Origin of the sequence: Duganella levis (genome assembly GCF_009857605.1) — a bacterium.
Taxonomy (GTDB): Bacteria; Pseudomonadota; Gammaproteobacteria; order Burkholderiales; family Burkholderiaceae_D; genus Rugamonas; species Rugamonas levis.
Genome location: NZ_WWCT01000017.1, coordinates 39,525 through 63,413 on the forward strand (window position 1 = coordinate 39,525; position 23,889 = coordinate 63,413).

Below are 23,889 nucleotides of genomic sequence, written 5' to 3' on the forward strand. Positions count from 1 at the left end.
TATCGCCGATGTCAGCGTAGCCAGAACAGCCATCGGGATTTCTTCTTAACCGGCTCCGACGCGGATGGTGGTGGCGGTGGCGTCAGGCGTGGCGGCCATTCTTCGGATGCGTTGGCGGAGCCGGCCAGACGGAAACCCTCGATCTGCTCCAGGCTTTCGCCGGCCGACACGCTGATGAGATTTCGTATTGCGTCGCCAAGCCGTAATTCGCCGGTCTGGCGCGCGTATTCCAGGTCGTCGAAGGCCGCGCGCAGTTGGCGTTCCAATTCGCCTTCGTCGTCCATCCAGTCCAGTTCCACAGTGCGCACCAGCATGTGCTGGAAAGGCTCGGCAGCAATTCGGCCTGTCCACTCCTCGTACAGGGCGAAGCGCCGGGCGCCCAGTGCGGTTCGCATGGCCGGCGACAAGGCGCGCAGGCGTTCGACGCCGGCCGCCTTGTCGCCAAACAGGTAGGCGTACTTGCGGTCTTCCTCGTCCAGGTCATTCTGCTTTGCCAGCGTGATGTCGCCGGCGGAGAACAAGGCAAGCCAGAACAGCGGAATCGTGTAGCTGGCTTCATATTCGATGCCGCTAGCGTCGCTGAAAGCGTCGAAGTCCTTGTCGTCGTCGGGCAGGCCGGCAAAATCGGAACAGTAGAAATAAACGCGGTTAGACACATATCCTCCTGTGTGGAATTATGCCGCGCAGCTTAGCATTCCCACACAGGAAGCGGCGCTAGATAGCCTTGCGCACCAGGACCGCATCCGCGCGATACTGGTCCGGCAGCACGCGTTTGAGGTTCGCCACCTTCGGCAAGTCGTTGTAGACGATGTAAGGATCGGTCGGATGCAGCGTCAGGTAGTTCTGGTGGTAGGACTCGGCCACGTAGAACTTCTTGTCCGTTTCGATCCTGGTCGTCAGCGGTTTTTTGAACACGTGCGAGGCATCCAGCTGGGCGATATATTTCTCGGCCACCGCGCGTTGCACCGGTGTTTGCGGGAAGATGGCGGAGCGGTATTGCGTGCCGACGTCGCCGCCCTGACGGTTCAAGGTGGTCGGATCGTGCGTTACAGAGAAGAAGATCTGCAGCAGCTTGCCGTAGCTGACCTGCGTTGGATCGTAGGTGATCTTCACCGATTCCGCATGGCCGGTGTCGCCGTTTTCGATCATCTCGTAGGTGGCGGTGCGCGCATCGCCCCCGGTATAGCCGGAGACGGCGTTGCTGACGCCTTTCACGTGCTGGAACACGCCTTGCACGCCCCAGAAGCAGCCGCCGGCAAAGATGGCGGTGGCCGAGTGTTCGCTGCCGGCCGGTTCATCCACCGCCGGCGGCGCGATGATGACGGCTGCTTCCGCTGCCGATGCGGCGTGCTGCTGGAAGATGACGCCGACGAGGAAGGCGATTGGTGCGCCGATTTTGAGTACAAGGTTTTTCATGGCGATGCTCCTGTTTAACCGAAGGTGAAGGCGTAGGCTTGTACGCCGGGATCGAGGAATTCAATGTTGAAGGTGTGGTCGCCGACATCGCCGGCATTGCCCGTTTGCCGCACCAGCTGATACAGGCGCTGGCTGTCGACGATGCCGCTGCCGTCGGCCTTGACGTCGGTGCCGTGGTTCTGGCCCGGCGCAACGCCGTCGATGGTCACGCGGAAGCGCACCGGCTTGCCGTCCTTGGTCGGCCCCAGCACCAGATGCAGGTCGCGCGCATGGAAGCGGTAGACAATGCTGCCGCTGCCCTGGTTCAGCGTGATCTGCTCCGCCTGCGACAGCCAGTTGCCGCCCAGGCCCCACTGGTTCAGCACCGGCTTGGCAGGCGCTGTGTATTGACGGGCGGCGTTGGCTGCCTGCTTTTCCGGCGAGGCGAAATTCTGAGTGCGCTCGAAGCCCAGATAGGTCTCCGGCGATCCGACCTGGCCCATGTCCGACTGCTGCTGCACGCCGTGCGCGTCTTCCGTGCTGACCACGGTGTTGGTCACGTCTTTGCGGCCAGCTTCTTCCAGCAGTTGCTGGATGACCTGCTCTGACTGCGCGTACTCGCCTTCGCCGAAATGATGGTGGCGGATGCGGCCCTGGGCGTCGATGAAGTAATGCGCCGGCCAGTATTGGTTGCCGAAGGCGCGCCAGATCGCATAGTCGTTATCGATCGCCACCGGGAAGGTGATGCCCTGGTCCTTGACCGCCTTGCGCACATTGCCGACGTTGCGCTCGAAGGCGAATTCCGGAGCGTGCACGCCGATCACCACCAGGCCCTGGTCACGGTACTTCTCGGCCCAGGCTTTGGTGTAGGGCAGGCTGCGCAAGCAGTTGATGCACGAGTAGGTCCAGAAGTCGACCAGCACCACTTTGCCTTTCAGCTGTGCTGCGGTCAGCGGCTTGGAGTTCAGCCATTCGACCGCGCCGTCCAACTGCGGCAGCGTGCCTTCGACCGGCAGCTCGTCGTTGCCATGTGCTGCGGCGCGCATCGCTCGCATGGCCGGACCGGCGGCGTCGCCAACCATGGCGGCACGCGACATCATCGCGCCGCCCGGTGCGGTTTCGTCGCTGCGGGCCGCTGCTGCGCTGCGCATCATGGCGCCACCTTCGGCAGGCACGTTATCGCTCTCTGGATTGCTGCGCGGGGCTAGCGTATCGATCAGCTTTTGCTCGACGCCGGAAGTGGCGACGGTCGACACTTGCGTCAGCAGGCCGGTATCGAGGCCGGTGGCGATGGCTGCCACGCCGGCCAGCATTGCCGCGCCCAAGCCACGGCGAACCCACTCGCCGGCGCCCAGCGAGCGCTTCATCGCGCTGAAGACTTTACCGCCGACCAGCAGCGCCAGTGCCAGCGAAGTGGCGGCGCCGGCGGCATACGCCAACAGCAGCAGCGTGGTGCCAACGCTGGCGCCATTCAGCGCCGCGCCGGTCAGCACGAGGCCCAGTACCGGTCCGGCGCACGGCGCCCACAGCAAGCCGGTCGCCACGCCAAGCAGGAAGGACGAGCGCGCGCCGGCTGCACTTGAACCGGAGGCGTCAGCCTGTTGCGCCTTGTTGGACAGCTTGTCGCCCAGCGCCACCAGTGGCTTGGTCAGGCGATCCGCCAGATGCGGCAGCAGCAAGGTCAGGCCGAAGAAAGCCATCAGCGCCAGTGCCAGCCAGCGGCCGTACTGGTTGGCTTGCACCACCCAGCCGCCGCCAACGGCAGCCAGCGTGGCGACCAGCGCAAAGGTCACCGCCATACCGGCCAGCAGCGGCAGGGCGCTACGCGCAAATGGTTGGCCGGTGCGGGCAAACACAAACGGCAGCACCGGCAGAATGCATGGGCTGACAATGGTCAGCGCGCCGCCGAGATAAGCAAGCAGTATCAGTAACATGATGTGATCTCCTTATCAGGCTTCGCCGGCGGCGAAGTTGAGCGCGACGCCGTCGATGCAGTAGCGCAGGCCGGTCGGTTCCGGGCCGTCGTCGAACACGTCGCCCAGATGGCTGCCGCAGCGGCGGCACACCACTTCCACGCCGTACAGGCCGAGCGCGTTGGTGCGGCTGGTGATCACGCCACGGTCCAGCGGCTTCCAGAAGCTTGGCCAGCCGGTGCCGCTATCGAATTTGTTCTTCGACGAGAACAGCGGATTCTGGCAGCCGGCGCACACGAATTTGCCGGCGCGGTGCTCCTTGTACAATGGGCTGCTGAACGGCCGTTCGGTGCCGTGCTTGCGCAGCACCTCGTACTGGGCCGGTGAGAGCAGGGCGCGCCATTCGGCGTCGGTGTGGGTGACTTCCCATGCGGCGGCGGGGCCGGCGATGGTGCTGCGGTAGGCGACGCTGGCCAGCAGGGCGGCGCCGCTGGTGAGCAGGAAAGAACGTCTGGTTGTCATGCTGGTCTCCGTAGGTGGAATGACGATGGAGCCATTCTGCGCTCCCAGTGCTGACAAAATCCTCACGTAAACGTAAACGATTTGTGATACTTTTCATCGCTGGAATCCTGCACAATACGGACCATGGAACCCGCTAAACGTGTCTTAATTGTCGAAGACGACATACATATCGCAGACCTGCTGCGCATGCACCTCCAGGATGAGGGGTATCAGGTGACGCATTGCGCCGATGGCGCGCAAGGCCTGGCCCAGGTGCGCACCGGCGGCTGGGATGCGCTCATCCTCGACATCATGCTGCCCGGCGTGGATGGCCTGGAAATCTGCCGCCAGGCGCGCGCCATGACGACTTATACGCCGATTATCATCACCAGCGCGCGTGCCAGCGAGGTACACCGCATCCTTGGCCTGGAACTGGGCGCGGACGATTATCTGCCCAAGCCGTTCTCGGTCTTGGAACTGGTGGCGCGCGTGAAAGCGCTGCTGCGCCGGGCCGACGCCATGTCGCGCAACCAGCGCAACGAGGGCGGGGCGCTGGAGCTGAACGGTGTGCGCGTCGATCCGTTGACGCGCCAGGCCAGCGTCAACGGCAGTGCGCTGGACCTGACTCCGCGCGAATTCGACCTGCTGTACTTCTTCATCAAGCATCCCGAAAAGGTGTTTTCGCGGCTGGACTTGCTGAACCAGGTGTGGGGCTACCAGCATGACGGCTACGAGCACACCGTCAACACCCACATCAACCGCCTGCGCGCCAAGATCGAAGCCGATCCGGCCGACCCCACGCGCATTCTCACCGTCTGGGGCAAAGGCTACAGATACGCCAGCGCCGGCGAGTCAGCATGAACCTGACGCTGTCGCAGCGCCTGTCGCTGGTGTTCTCGATCCTGCTGCTGGCCTGTTGCGGCGCATCCGCATGGCTGCAGATCCGCGCCAACATCATGCACGAGAAGGAAGTGGTGCAGGGCCTTTCGCGCGGACTGGCGCGCAGCATTGCGCTGGACGCGCAGCTGATGCATGCGGAAGACGACACCACCGCCACACAAGGCATCAGCCCCGAGGCCGTCCGCCGCCTGTTCAGCCGCCTGATGGATGTGAATCCCAGCGTGGAAGTCTACCTGCTGGACATGGATGGCCGCATCGTTGGCCACGCCGCGCCGAATGGAAGCCTGAAGCGCGACCATGTCGGCCTGGAGCCGATCCGTCGCCTGCTGGCCAACGAACCGCTGCCGATACAAGGCGACGATCCGCGCAGCGAGACTGGCCGCAAGGTATTCAGCGTGGCCGTGCTGCGCGCCGGCGAACGCAAGGTCGGCTACATCTACGTGATTTTGCAAAGCGAGGAACACGACCGCCTGTCCGCGCGCGCCACCGCCAGTTCGGTGCTGCGCACCACCTTATGGTCGATGGTGGTGGTGGCTGCGCTGGTACTGATCGCCGGCCTGATTGCCTTCCGCCTGATTACCCGGCCGCTGCGCCGGCTGACCACCACCATGCGGCAGCTGGACACAAAGGCCGATCAACTGACGCTGCCAGTGGCGGTGCCGGACGCCGCCAGCCAGCGCGACGAAATCGCGGTGCTGGAACACGCCTTTGGCGACATGGCCTCGCGCATCAACGACCAATGGAAAACCATGCGCCAGCTGGATCACGATCGGCGCGAAGTTGTGGCGAATATCTCGCACGACCTGCGCACGCCGCTCGGCTCCTTGCACGGCTATCTGGAAACGCTGTCGCTGAAAGACGAGACGCTGGACGCGGTAGAACGCCAGCGCTACCTCGGCATCGCGCTGGCGCAGAGCCAGAAGGTGGGGCGGCTGGCGCAGGCCTTGTTCGAGCTGGCGCGCCTGGAGCATGGCTCGGTGCAGCCGGAGCTGGAGGCGTTCTCGCTGTCGGACCTGATCCAGGACGTGTTCCAGAAATTCGAACTGCAAGCGGCCGAACGCCAGGTGCGGTTGATGGCGACGCTGCCGCATCCAGCGCCGATGGTGCGCGCGGACCTGGGCATGATCGAGCGCGTGCTGACCAATCTATTCGATAACGCGCTGCGCCACACGCCGGCCGGCGGCGAGGTCGAAATCACCGTGCAGCCGGGCGCCGGCGGCAAGGTCGTTGTGACGGTGGCCGACACCGGCCCCGGCGTACCAGCCGCCATGCGCGACAACCTGTTTCGCCGCCCGGTGGCGCTGCAAGGCGAATACCGTGTCGGCGGCCTGGGTCTGCTGACGGTCAACCGCATCCTGCAACTCCATCACAGCAGCATAGAACTGGTGAGCGAACCCGATCTGGGCGCGGTGTTCCGCTTTACGCTGGATGCTGCGTAAGCGGCTGGCGCCACTCGGTCAGGTAATGCTGCGGCGTTTTGCCGAGAATGCGGCGGAACATGGCGCTGAACGCGCTCGGACTGGCATAGCCAAGTGTCGCAGCAATCTCGCCCACGCTCTGGCCCTGCGCCAGACGGTTGAAAGCTTCCGCCAGATGCACCTGCTGCACCCACTGGCGGTAATGCAGGCCGGTCTCCTTGGGGAATAGGCGGATCAGCGTGCGCGCGCTGGCGCCCACTTCATCGGCCCACTGTTCGATATTCCGGCTGCTGCCCGGATCGGCCATGATGGCGCTGCACACCGCCACCAGCCGGCGGTCGCGCGGCCACGGAATCGCAATCGGCACCGTCTCCGCCGCCTTCAATTCGGACAGGATCAGCATCGCCAGATGCTCGCCGCGTCCCGGAATCGGATATTCAATCGGCTCGTCCAGCAGCGCCAATATCAGCTCGCGCAGCAGCGGACTGACTTCGATCACGCGGCAGCTGTCGCCAAATTGTCTGGCGGCGCCGGGTTCCACGTAAATGGTGCGCATGGTGACCTTGCTGACCGAGGTCCAGTGATGCGTGACGCCGGACGGTATCCATAGCGCGCGGCGCGGCGGCAATATCCACACGCCGTCGTCGGTCTGTACCCGCATCAGGCCCTGGGTGGCGTACAGCAGCTGCGCGCGTTCGTGGCTGTGCGCCGGCGCGGTGACGCCATGTTCCGTATCGCGCGCCAGCGCCGTGACGACACGCGGCACGCGCTGGTAATCGCGGTGGTCGGTGCTGCGGCTGGCATCGGGCATTTGTCACCTATTCGACGATAGTTGGAATATCAAGCTTTGCCGACCATATTACACTGTCATCATCCTAAAACAAGGTCTTTACTATGAATACTGCTACTGCAACCGCCGCCATCAGCCGGCCCCACGGCGACACCGTCATGCGCATCCTCGGCGTGGTGGCGCTGGTCCACCTGCTGAATGACCTGACGCAGGCCATGCTGCCGTCGATCTACCCGATGCTGAAGGCCGAATTTGGCCTGACCTTCACCCAGGTCGGCCTGATCACGCTGACCTTCCAGTGCACCGCGTCGCTGCTGCAGCCTTGGATCGGCGCTTACACCGACAAGCGCCCGATGCCGTTCCTGCTGCCGATGGGGATGGTGGCCACGCTGGTGGGCGTGTTGATGATGTCCTTCGCCTCGTCGTTCCACGCGCTGCTGATTTCGGCCGCGCTGATCGGCGTCGGTTCGTCGACCTTCCACCCTGAAGCCTCGCGCGTGGCGCGTGCCGCATCAGGCGGACGTTTCGGCTTTGCGCAGTCGCTGTTCCAGGTGGGCGGCAATGCCGGTTCGGCGCTGGGGCCAGTGCTGGCCGCAGCGGTGATCATCGGCCGTGGCCAGGCCAACATCGCCTGGTTTGCGGTGCTGGTGGTGGCCGCGATTGCGGCGCTGGTGTATGTGAGCCGCTGGCACAGTCACCATCTGGCGCAGCCGAAGAAGGCTGCCGCCGTGGCGGTGTCACCGCTGCCCAAGGCCAAAGTGTATGGCGCTATGACGGTGCTGGCGCTGCTGGTCTTCTCGAAGTACATCTACATGTCCAGCCTGACCAGCTACTACACCTTCTACCTGATCGATAAATTCGGCGTGTCGGTGTCGAATGCGCAGATGTACCTGTTCCTGTTCCTGGCGGCTGTCGCTGCGGGCACCTTCATGGGCGGCCCGATTGGCGACCGCATTGGCCGCAAGCGCGTGATCTGGATGTCGATCCTGGGCGCGGCGCCGTTCACGCTGGCGCTGCCATATGTGAACCTGTTCTGGACTGCGGCGCTGACGGTGATCATCGGCTTCGTGATCTCGTCGGCCTTCTCGGCGATCGTGGTGTTTGCGCAGGAACTCATGCCGGGCAAGGTCGGCATGGTAGCGGGGATCTTCTTTGGTCTGATGTTCGGCATCAGCGGTATTGGCGCAGCGGCCATGGGCCACATTGCAGACATCAGCGGCATCGCTTACGTCTACCAACTGTGTTCGTACCTGCCGCTGCTGGGTATCCTGACGGTGCTGCTGCCGCACGTTGAGCAGCAGAAGCACTAAGCTTGATTCACCAAGCCTGATCAGGCGTCGATAAAGCGCATCTTGAAGTTGCGGCCTTTAAAGGCGCCGAAGTCGCCGCCTAGCGGATTGCCCTTGCTGAGGTTAGCAAAAGCGTCATACGCCACGCGGCGGTCGATGGCGACGTAGGTCTGGAACTCGGTGACGTTGATCTTGCCGACTTGTTCCTTGCTCAGGCCTGCGTCGCCGGTCAGTGCGCCCAGCACGTCGCCCGGACGCAGCTTGTCTTTCTTACCGCCCGAAATCACCAGCGTCATCATCGGCGCTGGATCGACGCCGTACTCGTTGTCGTCCAGGCTTTTCAGGTCGAACCACTCGACCGGCTGGCCTTGATATTCTTCGATCAGCTTGACCCACTTCTTCTCGTTCGGCGCGCACAGCGACAGCGCCAGGCCTTGTTCGTCGCCGCGGCCGGTACGGCCGACGCGGTGAATGTGCACCTCGGTGTCCTTGGAGACGTCGACGTTGATCACCGCTTCCAGATTCGGAATATCCAGGCCGCGCGCGGCGACGTCGGTGGCTACCAGTACGGAGCAGCTACGGTTGGCGAACAGGATCAGGATCTCGTCACGCTCACGCTGTTCCAGCTCACCATACAGCGCCATGGCGGAGAAGCCTTTCTGTTGCAGGGACTCGACCAGCTCACGGCACTGCACCTTGGTGTTGCAGAAGGCGATTGCCGATACCGGCTTGTAGTGGCCAAGCAGGCGCGCCACGGCGTCATTGCGGCCGTCGAAACCGATCTCGAAGAATAGCTGCTCGATCTTGTCGTTATCGTGCTGCGCTTCGACCGTGACTTCGACCGGATCAACCAGGAAGTCGTCGGTGGCGCGGCGGATGTCGTCCGGGTAGGTGGCCGAGAACAGCAGCGTTTGACGGCGTTTCGGGCAGGCGCTGACAATGCCGGCGATTTCGTCGTAGAAGCCCATGTCGGTCATGCGGTCGGCTTCGTCCAGCACCAGCGTGCCGACCTTGGACAGGTCCAGCGTTTCGCGGCCCAGGTGATCGCGCACGCGGCCCGGCGTACCGACGATGATGTGGGCGCCGTGTTCCAGCGAGGCGATTTGCGGCCGCATTGGCGAGCCGCCGGTCAGCACCAGCACCTTGACGTTGCCGGTCGAACGGGCCAGGCGGCGCAGTTCATTGGCCACCTGGTCGGCCAGTTCGCGGGTAGGGCACAGCACCAGCGCCTGCACCGCAAACCATGCAGGATTCAGCTTGGCCAGGATGCCGATGCCGAAGGCGGCGGTCTTGCCGCTGCCGGTCTTGGCCTGGGCGATCAGGTCGCGGCCTTCCAGCACCGACGGCAGGCTTTGGGCCTGGATCGTGGTCATCTCCTTGTAGCCGAGCGAGTCGAGGTTGTCCAGGAAGGCGGGAGTCAGCGGCAGGCTGGCAAAGGAGGTGGAAGTCATGGTGGCGGACCCTGTTCAAAAAGGATATGGGCACAGTCTAACAGGCTAACCGTAGCCTGGCCCACTGTGCGGGATGTGTATATGTGATGTGCTGCGGTGGCGTGCTGCGGCCGTAGCGACGTTGTACCGTATCAGTCACGCTTCCATACCGGCAAACCGGTAAGGTCGAGATTCTCGTCGCGGACCCAGACCGGCAGGCCGCTGTTATCGGTCGGTTCCAGCAGTTCCATTTGTTCCTGCTTGAGCGTCGCCCGCCGGATGCGCGGCAGTGGTGGACGTTTTGCTTCCGGTTCGAGCGGCGCGGCAGGGGCAAAGCCCGGCAGGTCGAACGTAGCGTTATCTTTTTTATCTCTCATCGGGAAAAAACAAAAGCCCGGCTGTAGTAGTCGGGCTCCGGTAGCTTACTGGATTAATTGCGCGCAGTGTAACACAAAGCCGCAGATCAGCGGAAGCTCAGGGCCCCCGTCAGGTCGCCCGGCGGCGTGGCGTGGCGCTCGGCGAAGGCCGCGTTACGCGTCTTCAGACCTTCCAGCAGCGGCAGGTCGTGCAGGCGGGTGATGAAGCGCATGATCGAGGTGGTGTCGTAGAAGCTGTGATCCACATGGCCTTTTTTCGCAAACGGCGAAATGACGATGGCCGGAATGCGCGAACCCGGACCCCAGCGGTCGCCCTTTGGCGGCGCGACGTGATCCCACCAGCCGCCATTTTCGTCGAAGGTGATCACCACCAGCATGTTCTTGAACTGTGGCGACTTGCGCAAGTGCTCGACCACATTGGTAATGTGGGCGTCGCCGGATTCCACATCCGAGTAACCGGCGTGCAGGTTCAGGTTACCTTGCGGCTTGTAGAAGCTTACCGCCGGCAGTTTGCCTGCCACCACGTCGGCCAGGAATTTGTTGGAGATCGGGCTATCACCCAGGCCGCCATCGCGCAGATGCTCGTCGCGCGCCTTGGTGCCGGGCGCGAACTGCTGGAAGTAGTTGAATGGCTGGTGGTGGTACTGGAAGTTCGGCTTCTCGCCGCCGCCGCGCGCATCCAATGCCGCCTGCCACGCGCCGCCGTACCACGCCCAGCTGACGCTCTTGCGCGACAGCAGATCGCCAATGGTGTCGTAGCTTTGCGGCGGCAGCGTGCTGGCGTCCTTCGGATCGGCGCGCAGCGGATCGCCGTCGTAGGCAGGGCGGATGTAGCTAGGCTGATAGGGCGGGGCCATGGTGTTGACCGCGTAGCCGTCCGGCGTGATGGCGCCGTTGTTGACGAAGTGCGGATGGCCGTCCAGCGCCGACGCCGGCGAATCCTTGGCGGTCGACAGGCGCACGCCGGTCGGGCCGTCGTCCAGCACCGCGATCTTCTTCTTGGCCGCTGTGTCCTTGGCGTTGAAGTATTCCGGCACGCGGCCGGTGATCAGGAACTGGTGGTTCAGGTAGGAGCCGCCGAAGGCCGCCATGAAGAAGTTATCGCACAGCGTGTACTGCTCGGCGATCTTCCACAGACCGAGGTTCTTGTTGGTTTCGCCGTAGTAGCCCATCACCATGCCGCCGGTGTTGCCCCACGCGGCGAAGCCGTCGTTCTTGCCGCCGTTGATCTGCATTTGGTTCTGGTAGAACAAGTGCCACAGGTCGCGCGTGATCACGCCTTCCGGCAGCGGCTTGCCTTCGGTGTCCACCAGCTTGAACGGGCCGTTCGGCAGGTTCTTGATGTCGTCTTCCTTGACGGCGTACTTCTTGCCGCCAATGTCCTGCGTGTTCGGCACCATGCCGCCCCAGACCTTCGGCAGCACCGGCAGCACCGAGCCGTCGCGATCGCGCTGCTGGCAGGCGGCGGCCGGCGCAGCCGACAGCGGATTGGCCGTGCCGGGGAAGTTGGCAAACAGGTTGTTGAAGCTGCGGTTCTCCAGATAGATCACCACCACGTTCTTGATGTTGGACTTGATCTTGTCGTCGAGCGAGCCTTTGGCACCCGCCTTGGCCGGTGCGGCTTCGCTCAGCGCTGGCAGGGAGGTCGCCAGGCCGGCGGCGCCGGCTGCCTGGAAGATGCGGCGGCGCGAAGGGCTGACGGGAGCATCTTGTTCTAATTGTTCTGCTGCTGGTGCTTGATCCTTCACGCGGGCCTCCGTGGCTAAGCTAAAACAATAATTGTGACAGCTTTATCGGCGCTTGGGTATGGATCCAGGTTCACACGCCCGGCACAAAGGGCCGGCAGTCCACCGGGATATCAATGATGAAAGTGGTGCCGCTGGCTGCAGAGCTGTCTACCGCCACGCTGCCGCCATGGCTCTCGGCCACGTTCTTCACAAACGGCAGGCCGATGCCCCAGCCTTGCTTGTCCTTGGCGCTACCATCGCGCCACAGGTATTCGAAGACCTGGCCGTGATGTTCCTGGGCGATGGGGTTGCCGCTGTTATGCACGGAGATCAGCATGCGGCCGTGCGCCTCGTCCACCTTGATCTGGACGCCGTTGCCGTCGCCGTACTTGATGGCGTTGATGACCAGGTTTTCCAGCGCGCGGCGCAGCGAATTTTCGCACCAGTAGCCGGTGACGGAACTGCCGCTGACGGTGCAGGCGTCCGGCGCGGCGACGCTGGCGTCGCTGCACACCTCGCGCGCCAGTTCCAGCACGTCGAACTGGCTAAGGTCGAGTGGCAGTTTTTCGCCGCGGTTGAAACTCAGCGCGTCCAGCAGATCGTCGATCATGGTGCCCAGGCGCTGGCCGTTGTCGAGGATTCTTTTGGCGAGGACCGGGGTGCGCTCCGGCGTCACGCCGATGGTCAGCAGATGCGCAGCCGTGATCACCACCGACAAGGGACTGCGCATATCGTGCGACAGCGCAGCCGCCATCTGGTGGCGGAACGACTCGTGCATCGCGGTGAACTTGCGGATCGACTCGCGCACCGCGCTGTCGATCGAGCCGTTGACGATGCCCCATTCGGCGCGGCTCAGCGTCACACCCTGTTCATCGGCCACGCGCGAGAAGGCGTCGCGGAACAGCTGGTATTCCTGGACGATTTGTTCCGGCTCGTAGGATGTCATGCGGGCGCGCTCATCGCCATGGGCGGCGGCGATGTCGGTGTTGCTGGTGGCCTCGTCGCGCGGATGATTCGGCGTCAGTGCCTCGGCAATATTGTCATAAAAGACAGGCAGCGTATTGAGCAGCGTAGGGTGCAGAATATGCTGCGCGCCTTTGATCAGCGTGCGCACCTGGCTTTCCCATTCCGCGAACACCGCATCGCGCATGGCCAACACTTGTTTGGAGGTGGCCGACAGGCCGTTCTGATTCATTTTTTGATCTGATGCCAACATGCTGATCCTTGCGCGTAGTGATATGCCTAATTGAAGAGCATGTGGCAGAGCGGGCGAGGATGAGGACCACCGAGCGAAATGTTCGACTGTGATGATACACAGATTTATTGCTGGATGGACGATATTGGGTGGGGCTGTTACGTCAGCATAGTTGATGCTACATTAGTAATGCCAATTTGCTTACGGAGCTTTATCCATGCCAGTCTTCACGCCAGATCAACTCACCACCGAGACCGAACCGAATCAAACACTTTGGATTAGTGAGACGGGGGAGCTTACGCAGTTTGGTGCATTCATTGAAGTGCTTCAGCCAGGCGGCAGGTCGTCAATCAAGCATTGGCATAGCGCGGAAGATGAGATGGTCTATGTGCTGGCCGGCGAAATCACAGTGGTGGAGGGCGCGACCGAGACATTGGTGCGTGCTGGTGGCGTCGCCACTTTCCGGGCTGGCGTCGCGGTTGGGCACTATCTGGAGAATCGCAGTTCTGCCGAAACGCGCTGCCTGGTCGTCGGCACCCGCGCGCCGGTTGATCACATTACCTACCCAGAGCACGATCGGGTCTGCGTGCGAGACCGATCGCTGCCAGACGATATCTGGACTGATCTGGCTGGCCAGCCTGCATCCAGCCCGTACTAGAAAGCAAAAAGCCGTTGAATCGATTAAGAGTCAACGGCTTCTGCCTGAATTTGGTTGCGGGGACAGGATTTGAACCTGTGACCTTCGGGTTATGAGCCCGACGAGCTGCCAGACTGCTCCACCCCGCGTCTGAGGCCATGATTATATACAAGTCAGCAGCAAAGCGCAAGGACGGAGTTTGGTGACAGATCAACGCTGCTGGGTTGCGACCTTCAGGCCGAGCGTAATAAAGATCGAACCGACAATCTTGCCTTGCCAGCGCTCCAGCCATGTCAGGCGTTTGGTCAGGCGCCCGATCGGTTTGATCAGCATGACGATGGCGGTGGTATAGAGCGCGCTGAGGACCACAAAAATCAGCCCCAGCACCAGAAACTGCGGTAGGGCTGGACCCTTGTCAGTATGAACAAACTGCGGCAGGAAGGCGAGGAAGAACAACGCGGTCTTGGGATTCAGGACCTCCGCCGGAATGGCCTGCAGAAAAGCCTGCAGCGGCGAGACCGGCTGGCTTGGCTGCCGACTGGCTGTGCCGCCGGTGTTGGCGAAAAACGCCCGCAGGCCGATGTAGATCAGATAGCCGGCACCGGCCAACTTGACGATCGTGAATGCAGTCGATGAGGTCATCAGCAAGGCGGACAGGCCGACGGCAGCGCACAGCGTGTGGATGAAATCACCGGCGGCGATGCCAAGGCCGGTGAGGATGCCGGTCTTGCGGCCGCCCTGGACGGTGCGGGTCAGCACCAGCAGCACCGCCGGACCGGGAATCAGGAACAGACCGAGGACGATGACAACGAAGGCGGCGAGATTGGACAAGTCAAACATGCGGTCACTCCGAAAAGAAGATCAGCAAATTCTAGCATCACCTTCGTAGGCGGTTCAGGCCGCTGCCAGTCGCCACAGCGACGTCACTTCAGCCGCGCGGGCGGTGTGGAGGGGATCGGTGTCGTCGCTGGCGCGCGGGTGGGTTGGGCGCACGTCCTGGCGGCCGGTGACTTTCAAGCCGGCGGCGGCGATCCATTCCAGTAGCTGTTCGCGCGGACGCAGGCCAAGGTGCTCGGCCAGGTCGGACAGGATCAGCCATCCTTCGCCGCCCGGCGTCAGATGCTCGGAGAGGCCGGCCAGGAAGCCGCGCAGCATGCGGCTGTCCGGATCGTAGACCGCGTATTCAATCGGCGAACTCGGACGCGCCGGCACCCACGGTGGATTACACACCACCAGCGGCGCGCGGCCTTCGGGGAACAAATCGGCCACGCGCAATTCGACTTTGTTATCGAAGCCCAGCAGCGCCAGGTTTTCGCGGGCGCAGCTCAGCGCGCGCTGATCCTGGTCGGTGCCGACCACGCGTGCTATGCCGCGCTTGGCCAACACCGCCGACAGCACGCCGGTACCGACGCCGATGTCGAACGCCAGATTGACGCCGGCCGGCAGTGGCGCATCGGCCACCATTTGCACGTATTCGCCACGCACCGGCGAGAACACGCCGTAGTGCGGATGGATGCGCGCTTCCAGTGCCGGAATCTCGACGCCGGTGCGGCGCCATTCGTGCGCGCCGATCAGGCCAAGCAGTTCGCGCAGCGAGGCGATGAACGGTTCTTCATAGCGGCCATAGGCTTCGTTGCAGGCCAGCTTGACGTCCGGCGCGCGGCGCAGCGGGATGGTGTAGCCATCCTCGAAAGGAATCAGCAGCATGGCCAGCGTGCGCGCGCGTTGCGACTGCGCCTGGCGATGCAGGTGGAAGGCTTCGGTCGGCGTGGCGGGAATCTTGGCTGGCTTGTTCTTTTTAGCCGGCTTGGCTTTGTGGTCGGCGCGGCGGGCCAGCGCTTGCAGCAGCTGGCGCGCATTCTGGAAGTCGCCGCGCCACAGCAGTGCGGTGCCTTCGCAGGCCAGGCGATAAGCTACATCGGCGTTGGTGCGGTCGTCGGCGATGACCACGCGTTTTGGCGGCGGCATGCCGGCTTCGGAGCGCCAGCGCGCGGAGCGTGGTTCGCCGTTCTCCTCCCAATGGATGTGTGATGGCGTCGGGGAGGAGGTAATTTGTTCGGGCATGTGGGGGCTATCGGCAGAATATAGGACGCGCTACGCCAGGCGGCGTAGCGGAAAGTGTCGCTATTATACCGGTCAGCCGGGCGGCGCTCAGGTTGATGCGGTGTTGGTCGGCGTTGTGTCGTCGGCAGCGGCTGCAGCATCGGCGGCGGCTGGCGTGCTTGCCGCCGTCGTTGGCGTCGTGACATCGGTGCTGGCTGGCGTATCGGTGGCGCTGGCGGCTGCCTTGGCTTTGTCTGCAGCCGTTGGCGGTGCGTAGGTGTTGGTGTCCTTGCTGTCGACCAGATTGAGCAAGCGCAGCGACAGGCCGCGCAGCGTGTTGCGGTCGATGCCGTCGGATTTGTCGTTGCTGTTGTTGGAGGTGGACAGCGCTGTTTGCAAATCGCGGCCTATCAATTGGAACAGATCCGCCAGCGTGCCGGGGAAGTCGATGTTCGGCAGCTGCACGCTTGGCAGATCTTTGGTCGACTTGCCATCGCCGGACTGCTTGGCCGGCTGCGCGCTGCTGGCGTTGTCGGCGCTGCTGGATTGGCTGGCTGCCGCACTCAGCTCGGCGTTGTACTGGACTTCCACTTCAAAATCGAACTTGCGGCCGTCGGCGGTGGTGATGGTGCCTTTGCCGACGAAGTGCGAACTGTCGGTCAGGCTGAAGGCCGCGGCATCGGTGGTGCCCTGGGCGCCGGAGGTGTGCTGGTAGCCGGAGGTGTGCTGGTAGCCGACGGCGACGCTGGAACTGGCTTCCAGGCTGGCCGAGTCGAAATCGATCACTGCGCCCTTGGCGTCGTCGCCGAACAGCGCTTGCGTGAAGCTATTGACGAAACTCTGGGCGAAATCCACCGTGGCGTTGCCGAGCGAGGCGACGCGGCTGTCCAGGTCCAGCGCCTTGCTGGACGAGTTGGCAGCGGAGACACCTTGCGTTTTCTGCAAGGCCGGCGTTTTCGGGTCGGCTTGCGTGCCGGTGAAGAGCGATGGCAGGCGCGCGCCCAGATTCGAGATGGTAGACATGGCAGATTCCGGTTTCAATGTAACTTCTACAATAATTAACGGTATCGTAGTCGATTACTTGAGGGCGCGGCGCGTAAATTAATGGTGGTGGGTCCAGCCCTCTGGTGCGGCCAGGTAGGATTGCACGGCGTCTTTCTGGCCGATGGCGTGATGTTTCACTTCGCCGCAGGCGCAAACACCCACGTAAGGCTGGATATGCGAGCAGGCCGACACCTTTTGCAGGCGGACTTGCACGGCTTTGGCGCATTTAACGCATTTGAAGGTGAGGGTGCGTGGTGCTTTTAACATGGTTGTATCGCTGCTTGAAAAGGCAAAGGCGGGATTTTATCACTCACGCATAGATATCCACCGAGGGCGCGGCCGCCGGCACGGCGCCATAGGCGTTCTGGGTTTTCTGCTGCGCCAGTTCGGCGCGGGCCTGGTTTTCCATCTGCTGCGCCTGGGAGGCAACCGCGCGATCGGCGCTGGACGGTTCGGCCGGGGCCAGCGCCGCCGCCTGGATGGTGCGCGCGCGTTCAATGGTTTCTTGCGGCGTGGCGCCGGGCGAGGTGTCGATATTGACTTCGCCGCCGGTAGCGTAATCGACGCCGTTCGGGCCGCGCTGATAGGTGTAGGATGCGCCGGAGGTGGCCAGTCCGCCGGCAGCGGCCAGGTGGGCTTGTTCGTGCTGGCGCACTTCGAGGTCACGGGATTTGAGCTTATCCAGCATGGCCAGCGCTGCTTCCGACAGCTGCGTGGTGGCCGATGGCGTGGCTTGCGGCGCAGCGCTAGCCGTCGGCGGCGCTGGCGCAAAGCGCGTCGCCGGAACGGTGGCATAGCTGGATGGGATGGCGCCGACATTCATGGGATGAGAACCTCCCTCTGAATGATAGCAAAAAAACAGCGCGGCGCTACATCCTATTCGGTGACGGTGGCCACCACGGTGTGCAGCAGGCGATTGACCTTGGCGCCCATGTCATCGGAGCCGTAATCGCCGGCGGTGACCACCAGCGTCAGATCCAGTTCCGGCACGATGAAGATGCGCTGGCCGCCGTTGCCAAAGCCGGCGTTCCAGGCGACGCGGTGATCCTTCCACGCCGCCGTGCCGGCCCACCACTGGTAGCCGTAATGGATTTCGTCCGGCTGGTCGCCTGGGCTGCGGAAGCCGACGCTCAGGCGTGGCTTGAGCGAGGCGTCGATCCAGTCTTCCGCCACCAATTGGCGGCCGTTCCAGCGGCCGTGGTTCAGCATCAGGCGTCCCAGCTTGGCCATGTCGCGTGGACGCAGGCGCAGGCCGGCGAACGACGCGGGGCGGCCGCGCAGGTCGGTCACCCACTGCCATTGGGTGATGCCGAGTGGCGCGAACAATTCGGCGCTGGCCACGTCCAGCCAGGGCTTGCCGGCGACGCGGCTGACGATGTCGGCCAGGATCAAGGTGCCGCCGCCGTTGTAGTTCCACTTGGTGCCGGGCGGCGCTTCGATCGGCCGTTCCAGCACGTAGCGTACCGGATCGGTTTTCCAGAACAGGCGCATCTCGTTGTTGGGCTGCGCGCCTTCGTCCCATTTCCAGCCGCCGCTCATGGTCAACAGGTGTTCGAGGTTGATAGCGTCCAGCGCGGGGGAGTGCAGGTCTTTGTATTCCGGGTAGTAGTCCAGCACCGGCGTGGCGAGGCTGGCGATTTTGCCTTGCTGTTTTTCGATGCCGACCAACAGGCTGATGACGCTTTTGCCGATGGAGCGGTTGTCGTGCAGCGTGTCCGGGCCGAAGTTGACGGTCGGCGCGAACGGCGGCCATACGCCGAGTCCACGGGCGATCGATTTGTCCTTGCCGCTGCGGTACATCTCGGCCACCAGTTTGCCATGGCGTTCGATGACGATGCTGTGGATGTTGTCCTTACCCTGGGCGATGGCGGTCAGCGTCAGGCACAGGGTGGTGGGATTGAAGCCGCTGGCTTCAGGCGTGCTGAGTTCCCAGCCGTCGGTTTGGATGGTGGGGATGGCGCAGGTGGCTGCGCCGGCCGACAAGGGAAACAGCAAGCAAAGAACGGCGCGGCGCATGCAAGCTCCTATTGAACGCTGATGGTGCTGCGGCCACCGGCGGATGGTTGGACCAGGATTCTGGCCGAGATCCGCTCGGTCATTTCCTGTACGTGGGAGATGACGCCGACCTTGCGGCCCATTGCTTGCAGGCCGTCCAAAGCATCCATGGCCACGCGCAGGGTGTCGGCATCCAGGCTGCCGAAGCCTTCGTCGATGAACAGCGATTCGACGCGCACGCGGTTGGAAGAGAGCGAGGCCAGTCCCAGTGCCAGTGCCAGCGAGACCAGGAAGGACTCGCCGCCGGACAGCGAGTGCACGGAGCGCATTTCGCCGCCCATGTCCTGGTCGCGCACCAGCAGGGCGAGCGATGGCGCGGCGTTGTTCTGGATGCGTTCCAGCTGGTAGCGGCGCGACAGGTGGTTGAGGTGGGCGTTGGCGTAGCCCAGCAGGACGTCCAGCGTGAATTGCTGGGCGTAGTTGCGGAAGCGTTTGCCGTCGGCGGAGCCGATCAGGTCATCCATTCGCGCCCAGCGCTGGGTGATGGATTCCTGGTGTTCGATTTCGGCCAGCATGGCGCTTGAGCGGTGGCGCTTGTCGTCGTCTTGCGCCAGCGCGAGGTGCAGCGCGGTGGCGTGGTCGTTGGCGGTTTTGCGTTCGGCTAGCAGGGCGTTGAGCAGGGCGGCGATGACCATGGCCGGCGGCTCGGCTGGCGCTTCGTCGGCGGCTGGCGCGGATTCCGGCAGCGCTTCGGACCACAGATCGGCGATGGCCGGCGCGGAGCCGTCTGCGGCCTTGGCGTTAGCGCTGGCGGGCGGCGCGGAGCCGGAATTTTCCGCGTCGTCCGACGTTTGGGCGGCGGTGCGTGGCGGCGGGGCGGTGAGTTGGTGCTGTTCACGCTGGCGCTGGCGTTCTTGCAGCACCGTCGTGGCCTGGTCGGCGGCGCGGGCCAGTGTTTGCAGGGCTTCGCGCTCGCTGTTGATGTCGTCGGCGGACAGGGCGAGCAGGTCGCGTAGTTGCGTCAGATCGTGCAGGCCGGCGTCGGGCTGGCGCTGCTGGAATGTGGTCAGCCAGTCTTCCAGGCGCGCGGCGGCGGTGGTGGCGGATGCGTGCAGCGTGGCGAGACGATTGCCTGCCTGCACCAGTGCTTCGTCGGCGCGCGTGCGGGCTTGCGTTGCTTGCTGCGCGGCGGCCTGGCTGGCCGCATGGCGCGCTTTGGCGGCATCGATGGCGGCTTGCAGCGCGGTTTCGACGTCGCGAATCTCCTTGCCGCCCCACATCGCCATGCGCTGTTCCTGACTGGCTTTTACGCCCGCATCGACAGACGTGAACGCAGCGCGCGCGGCGAGGGCGTCCTGGTCGGCCTTGGCCAGCGCGTCGTTCAAGCCTTTCAGCTCGACCTCAATGGCGGCCATGCCTGCTGCGCGGTCGTCATATGCCGCGCGCTGTGCCAGCCACTGCTTGCTCTCGGCCTGACGTGCTTCGTAAAACCGCGCCGGGCCGGACCTCCAGTCTTCCTTCCATTCTTCGCTCGGAATATCGCCGCCGCTGAAAGCCGAATCCAGATCGGCCAGCAGGCCGCTCAACACCAGCGCCACTTCGATGCGCTGATCTTCCAGCGCCTTGTATTCGGTATTCGCTTGCGCCAGTGCGGCCTTGGCGGCGGCAGCCACGGTTTGCAGTCGCGTATGTTCGGCTGCAAAGCGCTCGTAAGCCGTTTGCGCCTGGTCGCGCGCTACACGCGCCGCTTGCACCTCGCGCTCCTGCTGCTCGACGGCTTCCAGTCCTTGCTGCGCCTCTGTCAGCTTGTCGATGAACCACTGCGTGCGTTCGGCCTCCGGCGGCACCGCGTTGGCGACTACCAGCGCATGCGCGGACCACGTGGCAGACACGCGTTCCAACTGCTGCTGCAACGAGCGCTGCTCTGCCGCCAGTACGCTGAGATGATCGGCGCTGGCCTGCGCGGTGGCGCGCTGCGCGGCCTGTTGATTGACGTTGACTTCCAGCTGCTGACGGCTGCGCGCCACATCGCCCTGCAACTCGCGCAGCATGGTTTGCAGGCTGTCGTCGTTGTGGCGATACGGATGGTCCTTGGCGCCGCACACCGGGCAGGGCGTGTCGTCTTCCAAAGTCTGGCGCAGCGATTCCACGCTGGCTGCAGTGGCGGCTTCCGCCAGCTTGAGCGAACGTTCCGCCTGCACGCAAGTCGCCAGAATGGCGATGCCTTCCTGCTGCGCGGCCACCAATTGCGTTTCGGCGGCAGTCATCGTCTGGCGCAGTTGCGCCGATTGCGATTCGATTTGCGCGTTGCGGGTCTGGCGAGAGTCCAAATCCACCCAGATTTTCTCCGCGCCGGTCAGGCGGCTGCGGTACTGCTCCCAACTGGTGCGCGAAGCCTGCAACTGCTCGATCGAATACGAGGCAAGGTGCTGCGCGGTTTGCTGGCGCTGAAGCTCCAGCGTTTGCAGCGCTTCGACGGCGCCTGCCAGCCTGGTGCTGGCGTCAGCTTCCTCGTCGCGATGCAGTTGCGCGTTGCGCTGCACGCGCGATAAACCGGCATGCAAACGTTCTGCCTGCGCGGCAGCCTGGCCGGCCTGCACGAACAGCACGTCCCAACGCTCCCACTGCTGCGCCAAGGCCTTCCAGTGTTTGTGCTGCTCCAGCCATGTGACGCCAGCCTGTTGCTGCGCCGTCAGGCGCGCAAGTTCGCCTTGACGCGATTGCAGTGCAGCTTTTGCCGCGGCGTCGGATTGGTCGGCTTTCTCGCACGCGGCAGAGGCCTGCCGCCATGCGGGAAGCATCGCTTCGATGCGGGCGTCCAGCGCCTTGGCCTGATCCAGCTGCGGTGCGGCGGCGCGCTGCGCGGCTTCCGCTTCCTGCTGGCCGGCGGCGGCTTGCGCCTGTGCGGCATTGGCCTGTTCCAGCCCCAGCGCGGCCTGCTGCACGTTGTGCGTGCCGGCGACGATGGCTTCCTGCGTGGCGGTGATGTCGCCGTCGATGCGGCGAATATCCTCTGCCAGCGGACGTGCCGGTTGCACGGCGTCGATGCGCGCCAATGCGGCGCGGCGCGGTGCCGCGGCTTCCACCGAGGCTTGCGCGTCGGCGCTGGCCTGGCGCGCGGCTTGTTCTTCCTGTTCGAGGCGTTCCGCCTGCTGGTGCCAGCGCAGTTCCTGCTCCAGCTCCGCCTTCTGCTGATCCAGCGCTTGCAGGGCGACGCCGGCGTCGGCGCTTTTCGCCAGCAGCTCGGCGCGCTCCTCGGCGTTAAGCGGCTTCTGGTCGGCCAGGCGCAGGTTCAGTTTTTGCAGCGCGGCCTGTTCCAGCTTGTTGCGCTCAAAGGCGCGGATCGAGATTTCGGAATAGACGGTGCTGCCGGTCAGCGTCTCCAGCAGTTCTCCGCGCTCGTTGTCCTCGGCTTTCAGGAAGGCTGAAAACTCATTCTGCGCCAGCAGCACCGCGCGCGTGAACTGTTCAAACGACAGGCCAATGCGTTTTTCGATTTCCGCCTTGACCTCGGTCTTGGTGGCGCCAATCAGCTGTTCCGATGGCAGCAGCTTGAGTGACATGGTGGTCGGTTGCAGAGCGCCTTCCGCCTTGGTGCGGGAGCGGCGCACGCTCCAGCGTGCGCGGTACGAGGCGCCGTCGCTGCCGACGAAGTCCACTTCCGCATAACCTTCCGCCGTGCCGCGACGCAGCAGCGTGCGCGGGTCTTGCGTGGAGACGGTCTCGTTGCCGACGTCGGCCAGATAATTGCGTCCCGCCACGCGCAGCAGGCGTGGCGTGGCGTCGTACAGCGCCAGGCACAGGGCGTCCAGCAAGGTACTTTTGCCGGCGCCGGTCGGGCCGCTGATGGCGAACAGGCCGGTGGAGGCCAACGGCTCCGCTTCAAAATTGACGCTGAATTCCTCGGCCAGCGAGGCCAGGTTCTTGCCGCTGATTTTCAGGATTCTCATGGCAGCATCAACTCCGCAAAGGCGCTCAGTTGATCGGCCGGCGCTTCATTGCCGAAGCGCTGCTGGTACAGCTGCCTGAAAATGTCGTCGGGCTTGAGCTTCTCCAGCTGGTCCAGCGTCATCACTTCCTTGTCGATGGAAGAGGCGCGGGCGGCGGTTGAGGTTTCAATCTTCGCCAGCCGTACCGGCTTGCCGTCCAGTGCCGCTTCGATGCGCGCGCGCAGGCCGGGCTCCGGTTGCTCCAGCAGCACGCGCACTTCCAGATACGGCTGCTGTTCCACCGGCGCATCCGGCGGCGACAGCGCGGCCAGTTCCTCCAGCACCTGCGTTAGCGGCGCCGGCTTGGATGGCACGCGCAGCAGCTCCACCGCGCGCGGCACAGGTACTGGCACAATCTCGCGCAGCACCGGGCCATCGAGGTCGATGCGCAAAATCTGGTGCGCGTAATTCACCTCGGCGAAGGATAGCGGCAGCGGGCTGCCGGAGTAGCGGATATGTTCCTGCTTGCCGACGTTCTGCGCCAAGTGCAAGTGACCCAGCGCCGCGTAGGCGATGGCCGGATCGAAGATCCCGGCCGGCAGCATCTCGGTGCCGCCAATAACGATGCGGCGTTCCGAATCGTTGGACATCTGCCCATCCACCATATGGCAGTGGCCCATGGCGACGATAGCCTGGCCGTCCTGGCGCTTGCTCAGCGCCAGCGCAAACGCCTGCTGATACAGCGTGGCGATGCCGGCCAGATAAGGATCGGCGCCATCTTCAGTGGCCACGCGCGGCACGTCGCCGGGACGCAGGAACGGCACGGCCAGGCACCAGGCCTCGACTGCGCCGCTGCGGCCCGTCAGCGGCAGCACCAGTGATTCGACATCGATCTCGCCATCGGCATTGCGCTGCACGGCGCCGATCACGCGCGTGCCGTGGGCTTCCAGCAGCGGTCCGGGCGCATCCAGCCGGCCCGGCGAATCGTGGTTGCCGGCGATGATGATCAGGTTCAGATGCGGCGCGCGCTCTTTGGCGATCCGCAGGAAGCGGTACAGCTGCTTTTGCGAGGCGGATGACGGGTTGGCGTTATCGTAAATATCCCCTGCGATCAGCAGCACGTCGGCCTGTTCGGCGACGATGGCGTCCAACAGCCAGTCGAGAAAACGCTGGTGTTCGTAATGACGCTCGAAATTATGCAGGGATTGGCCGAGATGCCAGTCGGAGGTGTGCAGCAGACGCATGAAAAATAGGATGAAGCAGCCGGAAAGCGCTCAATATAGCGCAAGCCGGCGGCTCCCGGTTT

Annotated in this window: 21 protein-coding genes and 1 tRNA gene; 4 read left to right on the top strand and 18 right to left on the bottom strand. The window is 63.9% G+C overall.

What is annotated here, in order from left to right; translation table 11 throughout:
- Window positions 1–11 precede the first annotated feature (11 nt).
- From GTP69_RS19605 to msrB, 4 genes are read right to left on the bottom strand one after another with little or no spacing between them, the layout of a single operon-like run.
- Window positions 12–656: a hypothetical protein gene (locus tag GTP69_RS19605; RefSeq protein ID WP_161056430.1), complete on the bottom strand. Its 645-nt coding sequence runs from the start codon at window positions 654–656 to the stop codon at window positions 12–14.
- A gap of 58 nt (window positions 657–714) precedes the next feature.
- Window positions 715–1,416 carry a peptide-methionine (S)-S-oxide reductase MsrA gene (msrA, locus tag GTP69_RS19610; protein ID WP_161056431.1) on the bottom strand — a complete coding sequence of 234 codons (702 nt, stop codon included), beginning with the start codon at window positions 1,414–1,416 and terminating at the stop codon, window positions 715–717.
- Window positions 1,417–1,430: 14 nt separating this feature from the next.
- The gene (locus tag GTP69_RS19615) at window positions 1,431–3,329 is read right to left on the bottom strand and encodes a cytochrome c biogenesis protein DipZ (RefSeq protein WP_161056432.1); all 1,899 of its coding nucleotides are present in this window, start codon (window positions 3,327–3,329) and stop codon (window positions 1,431–1,433) included.
- Window positions 3,330–3,344: 15 nt separating this feature from the next.
- Window positions 3,345–3,830 (bottom strand): peptide-methionine (R)-S-oxide reductase MsrB, encoded by a 486-nt coding sequence (gene msrB / locus GTP69_RS19620; protein WP_161056433.1) that lies wholly within the window; start codon window positions 3,828–3,830, stop codon window positions 3,345–3,347.
- 123 nt (window positions 3,831–3,953) lie between these two features.
- Between msrB and GTP69_RS19625 the strand changes: the two genes are divergently transcribed.
- Both GTP69_RS19625 and GTP69_RS19630 read left to right on the top strand, forming a co-directional pair.
- A complete protein-coding gene (locus GTP69_RS19625; protein ID WP_161047116.1) occupies window positions 3,954–4,670 on the top strand; it encodes a response regulator transcription factor in 717 nt (238 codons plus the stop codon).
- Entirely contained in the window at window positions 4,667–6,148 is a 1,482-nt protein-coding gene (locus GTP69_RS19630) for a sensor histidine kinase (RefSeq protein WP_161056434.1), read from the top strand. Before GTP69_RS19625 ends, GTP69_RS19630 begins: the two co-directional genes overlap by 4 nt.
- On the opposite strand, the gene GTP69_RS19635 is transcribed toward GTP69_RS19630, so the two are convergent.
- Window positions 6,129–6,938: an AraC family transcriptional regulator gene (locus tag GTP69_RS19635; RefSeq protein ID WP_161056435.1), complete on the bottom strand. Its 810-nt coding sequence runs from the start codon at window positions 6,936–6,938 to the stop codon at window positions 6,129–6,131. The genes GTP69_RS19630 and GTP69_RS19635 overlap by 20 nt on opposite strands.
- Window positions 6,939–7,075: 137 nt before the next feature.
- Between GTP69_RS19635 and GTP69_RS19640 the strand changes: the two genes are divergently transcribed.
- The gene (locus tag GTP69_RS19640; RefSeq protein ID WP_202424497.1) at window positions 7,076–8,227 is read left to right on the top strand and encodes an MFS transporter; all 1,152 of its coding nucleotides are present in this window, start codon (window positions 7,076–7,078) and stop codon (window positions 8,225–8,227) included.
- 20 nt (window positions 8,228–8,247) lie between these two features.
- Here GTP69_RS19640 and dbpA read toward each other — a convergent pair whose 3' ends face one another.
- The 4 genes from dbpA to GTP69_RS19660 form a co-directional block, all read right to left on the bottom strand.
- The gene (gene dbpA, locus GTP69_RS19645; RefSeq protein WP_161051241.1) at window positions 8,248–9,657 is read right to left on the bottom strand and encodes an ATP-dependent RNA helicase DbpA; all 1,410 of its coding nucleotides are present in this window, start codon (window positions 9,655–9,657) and stop codon (window positions 8,248–8,250) included.
- Window positions 9,658–9,788: 131 nt separating this feature from the next.
- Window positions 9,789–10,013: a hypothetical protein gene (locus GTP69_RS19650; protein ID WP_110848767.1), complete on the bottom strand. Its 225-nt coding sequence runs from the start codon at window positions 10,011–10,013 to the stop codon at window positions 9,789–9,791.
- 86 nt (window positions 10,014–10,099) lie between these two features.
- Window positions 10,100–11,761 (bottom strand): acid phosphatase, encoded by a 1,662-nt coding sequence (locus tag GTP69_RS19655; protein WP_161056437.1) that lies wholly within the window; start codon window positions 11,759–11,761, stop codon window positions 10,100–10,102.
- A 70-nt stretch (window positions 11,762–11,831) separates the two neighbouring features.
- Window positions 11,832–12,956: a sensor histidine kinase gene (locus tag GTP69_RS19660; protein ID WP_161056438.1), complete on the bottom strand. Its 1,125-nt coding sequence runs from the start codon at window positions 12,954–12,956 to the stop codon at window positions 11,832–11,834.
- A gap of 196 nt (window positions 12,957–13,152) precedes the next feature.
- On the opposite strand from GTP69_RS19660, the gene GTP69_RS19665 reads away from it, so the two are divergent.
- Complete coding sequence (locus tag GTP69_RS19665) at window positions 13,153–13,593, top strand: cupin domain-containing protein (protein ID WP_161056439.1); 441 nt, start codon at window positions 13,153–13,155, stop codon at window positions 13,591–13,593.
- A gap of 51 nt (window positions 13,594–13,644) precedes the next feature.
- Here GTP69_RS19665 and GTP69_RS19670 read toward each other — a convergent pair.
- From GTP69_RS19670 to GTP69_RS19710, 9 genes are all read right to left on the bottom strand, one after another.
- Window positions 13,645–13,721, bottom strand: a tRNA-Met gene (locus tag GTP69_RS19670).
- 61 nt (window positions 13,722–13,782) lie between these two features.
- Window positions 13,783–14,412 carry a LysE family translocator gene (locus GTP69_RS19675; RefSeq protein ID WP_161056440.1) on the bottom strand — a complete coding sequence of 210 codons (630 nt, stop codon included), beginning with the start codon at window positions 14,410–14,412 and terminating at the stop codon, window positions 13,783–13,785.
- A 54-nt stretch (window positions 14,413–14,466) separates the two neighbouring features.
- The gene (locus tag GTP69_RS19680; RefSeq protein ID WP_161056441.1) at window positions 14,467–15,636 is read right to left on the bottom strand and encodes a methyltransferase; all 1,170 of its coding nucleotides are present in this window, start codon (window positions 15,634–15,636) and stop codon (window positions 14,467–14,469) included.
- Between the two features lie 87 nt (window positions 15,637–15,723).
- On the bottom strand, window positions 15,724–16,638 hold the full coding sequence (locus tag GTP69_RS19685) for a hypothetical protein (RefSeq protein WP_161056442.1): 915 nt from the start codon (window positions 16,636–16,638) through the stop codon (window positions 15,724–15,726).
- 78 nt (window positions 16,639–16,716) lie between these two features.
- Entirely contained in the window at window positions 16,717–16,926 is a 210-nt protein-coding gene (locus tag GTP69_RS19690) for a hypothetical protein (protein ID WP_110848759.1), read from the bottom strand.
- Window positions 16,927–16,969: 43 nt separating this feature from the next.
- Window positions 16,970–17,482: a putative metalloprotease CJM1_0395 family protein gene (locus tag GTP69_RS19695; protein WP_161056443.1), complete on the bottom strand. Its 513-nt coding sequence runs from the start codon at window positions 17,480–17,482 to the stop codon at window positions 16,970–16,972.
- 53 nt (window positions 17,483–17,535) lie between these two features.
- Window positions 17,536–18,675, bottom strand: coding sequence for a serine hydrolase domain-containing protein (locus GTP69_RS19700; RefSeq protein WP_161056444.1), 1,140 nt, complete (start codon window positions 18,673–18,675; stop codon window positions 17,536–17,538).
- An 8-nt stretch (window positions 18,676–18,683) separates the two neighbouring features.
- The gene (locus tag GTP69_RS19705; protein ID WP_161056445.1) at window positions 18,684–22,604 is read right to left on the bottom strand and encodes an AAA family ATPase; all 3,921 of its coding nucleotides are present in this window, start codon (window positions 22,602–22,604) and stop codon (window positions 18,684–18,686) included.
- Entirely contained in the window at window positions 22,601–23,827 is a 1,227-nt protein-coding gene (locus GTP69_RS19710) for an exonuclease SbcCD subunit D C-terminal domain-containing protein (RefSeq protein WP_161056446.1), read from the bottom strand. The genes GTP69_RS19705 and GTP69_RS19710 overlap by 4 nt, the downstream gene beginning before the upstream one ends.
- Between the last annotated feature and the right edge of the window lie 62 nt (window positions 23,828–23,889).